This is a genomic window from Halomonas sp. AOP43-A1-21, from assembly GCF_052376775.1.
GTDB lineage: Bacteria > Pseudomonadota > Gammaproteobacteria > Pseudomonadales > Halomonadaceae > Vreelandella > Vreelandella colorata.
Map to the genome: position 1 here is coordinate 1 of NZ_JBQSWC010000071.1, position 2939 is coordinate 2939.

The window sequence follows — 2939 nt, forward strand, 5'->3', positions numbered from 1 at the left end:
TGCGACCAGACCCCTTGGGTGTTATAGGGTCAAGCCTCACGGGCCATTAGTACACGTTAGCTCAACACCTTGCAGTGCGTCCACACCGTGCCTATCAACCAGCTGGTCTCGCTGGGCCCTTCAGGAGGCTCTAGGCCTCAGGGATGTCTCATCTTGAAGGGGGCTTCCCGCTTAGATGCTTTCAGCGGTTATCCCGTCCGACCATAGCTACCCGGCAATGCCACTGGCGTGACAACCGGAACACCAGAGGGTCGTCCACTCCGGTCCTCTCGTACTAGGAGCAGCTCTTCTCAAACATCCAACGCCCACGGCAGATAGGGACCGAACTGTCTCACGACGTTCTAAACCCAGCTCGCGTACCACTTTAAATGGCGAACAGCCATACCCTTGGGACCGACTTCAGCCCCAGGATGTGATGAGCCGACATCGAGGTGCCAAACACCGCCGTCGATGTGAACTCTTGGGCGGTATCAGCCTGTTATCCCCGGAGTACCTTTTATCCGTTGAGCGATGGCCCTTCCATACAGAACCACCGGATCACTAGAACCTGCTTTCGCACCTGCTCGACGTGTCTGTCTCGCAGTCAAGCACCCTTATGCTCTTGCACTCAATGCACGATGTCCGACCGTGCTGAGGGTACCTTCGTGCTCCTCCGTTACTCTTTGGGAGGAGACCGCCCCAGTCAAACTACCCACCACACACTGTCCTCGATCCGGATAACGGACCTGAGTGAGAACGCCAATGATGCCAGGCTGGTATTTCAAGGTTGGCTCCCTTCGAACTGGCGTCCGAAGTTCAAAGCCTCCCAGCTATCCTACACAGGCAACATCAGCGTCCAGTGTGAAGCTATAGTAAAGGTTCACGGGGTCTTTCCGTCTAGCCGCGGGTACACCGCATCTTCACGGCGATTTCAATTTCACTGAGTCTCGGGTGGAGACAGCGTGGCCATCATTACGCCATTCGTGCAGGTCGGAACTTACCCGACAAGGAATTTCGCTACCTTAGGACCGTTATAGTTACGGCCGCCGTTTACCGGGGCTTCAATCAAGAGCTTCGCCCGAGGGCTAACACCATCATTTAACCTTCCGGCACCGGGCAGGCGTCACACCCTATACGTCCGCTTGCGCGTTAGCAGAGTGCTGTGTTTTTAATAAACAGTTGCAGCCACCTGGTATCTTCGACCGGTTCGCGCTTAGGAAGCAAGTTCCATCACGCTATGCCGGCGTGCCTTCTCCCGAAGTTACGGCACCATTTTGCCTAGTTCCTTCACCCGAGTTCTCTCAAGCGCCTTGGGATTCTCACCCTGACCACCTGTGTCGGTTTGGGGTACGGTCGCACATAATCTGAAGCTTAGAGGCTTTTCCTGGAAGCGTGGCATCAATGACTTCCTGACCGTGGTCAGTTCGTCTCGTCTCTCGGCCTGTGAGGGTCCCGGATTTACCTAAGACCCAAGCCTACTGACTTTCACCAGGACAACCAACGCCTGGCTCACCTAGCCTTCTCCGTCCCCCCATCGCAATTATGTCCGGTACGGGAATATTAGCCCGTTTCCCATCGACTACGCGTTTCCGCCTCGCCTTAGGGGCCGACTCACTCTGCTCTGATTAGCATCGAACAGAAAACCTTGGTCTTCCGGCGGGGGAGTTTTTCACTCCCCTTATCGTTACTCATGTCAGCATTCGCACTCGTGATACCTCCAGCAAGCTTCTCAACTCACCTTCATTGGCTTACACGACGCTCCTCTACCGCTCATCCTAAAGGATGAACCCGTAGCTTCGGTACCTGGTTTAGCCCCGTTACATCTTCCGCGCAGGCCGACTCGACTAGTGAGCTATTACGCTTTCTTTAAAGGATGGCTGCTTCTAAGCCAACCTCCTAGCTGTCTGAGCCTTCCCACATCGTTTCCCACTTAACCAGGATTTGGGGACCTTAGCTGACGGTCTGGGTTGTTTCCCTTTTCACGACGGACGTTAGCACCCGCCGTGTGTCTCCCACGCTCGCACTCACCGGTATTCGGAGTTTGCCTCGGGTTGGTAAGTCGGGATGACCCCCTAGCCGAAACAGTGCTCTACCCCCGGCGGTGATACGTGAGGCGCTACCTAAATAGCTTTCGAGGAGAACCAGCTATCTCCGGGCTTGATTAGCCTTTCACTCCGATCCACAAGTCATCCAAATCTTTTTCAACAGATCCTGGTTCGGGCCTCCAGTTGATGTTACTCAACCTTCACCCTGCTCATGGATAGATCGCCCGGTTTCGGGTCTATATCCAGCGACTGTGTCGCCCAGTTAAGACTCGGTTTCCCTACGGCTCCCCTATACGGTTAACCTCGCCACTGAATATAAGTCGCTGACCCATTATACAAAAGGTACGCAGTCACAGAACAAGTCTGCTCCTACTGCTTGTACGCACACGGTTTCAGGATCTATTTCACTCCCCTCTCCGGGGTTCTTTTCGCCTTTCCCTCACGGTACTGGTTCACTATCGGTCAGCCAGGAGTATTTAGCCTTGGAGGATGGTCCCCCCGTCTTCAGTCAAGGTTTCTCGTGCCCCGACCTACTCGATTTCACATGATCAGATTTTCGACTACGGGGCTATCACCCGCTACGGCCAGACTTCCCAATCTGTTCGTCTAATCAGTCACATGCTTAAGGGCTGGTCCCCGTTCGCTCGCCGCTACTAGGGGAATCTCGGTTGATTTCTTTTCCTCAGGGTACTTAGATGTTTCAGTTCCCCTGGTTCGCCTCATACACCTATGTATTCAGTGCATGATACTGACCTTATGGTCAGTGGGTTTCCCCATTCAGAGATGTCCGGGTCACAGGTTGTTGCCACCTCACCGAACCTTATCGCAGGCTACCACGTCTTTCATCGCCTCTGGCTGCCTAGGCATCCACCGTGTGCGCTTCATTGCTTGACCCTATAACCCGAAGGAGTCTGG

1 rRNA gene is annotated in these 2939 nt (G+C 54.3%); it reads right to left on the reverse strand.

The window, feature by feature from the left end:
• Window positions 1-25: 25 nt before the first annotated feature.
• A 23S ribosomal RNA gene (locus ACT3R7_RS20480) occupies window positions 26-2918 on the reverse strand.
• Between the last annotated feature and the right edge of the window lie 21 nt (window positions 2919-2939).